This window comes from Brevundimonas nasdae, from assembly GCF_016654005.1.
GTDB classification, from domain to species: domain Bacteria; phylum Pseudomonadota; class Alphaproteobacteria; order Caulobacterales; family Caulobacteraceae; genus Brevundimonas; species Brevundimonas nasdae.
The window spans coordinates 1-309 of the sequence record NZ_JAEPWN010000037.1; the positions used below are offsets into that span (position 1 = coordinate 1).

Genomic DNA, 309 nt, shown 5'->3' on the forward strand with positions numbered 1-309 from the left:
CCGACCTTACGCTTATCAGGCGTACGCTCTAACCACCTGAGCTACGGGCCTATGGCAGCGACAGCCAGGTCGAATGACCCAGGCTCGCGATCGCGTCACCAACACAACAACCCGTATGGCTGATGTCTCAGTGACGAAAGAGGAAAGAGAAACGGAGACGGCGGCGTTCCGCCGTTTATTGGAGCTTCAATAAAGAACCCTCGTGAGAGAGCCTCTGGAGAAGCATCCTTAGAAAGGAGGTGATCCAGCCGCAGGTTCCCCTACGGCTACCTTGTTACGACTTCACCCCAGTCGCTGACCCTACCGTGG

General features: G+C 56.6%; 1 rRNA gene. It reads right to left on the reverse strand.

Annotated elements, in window-relative coordinates:
- Positions 1-232: 232 nt before the first annotated feature.
- Positions 233-309: ribosomal RNA gene (locus JKF87_RS18180) — 16S ribosomal RNA — on the reverse strand; the annotation flags it as partial.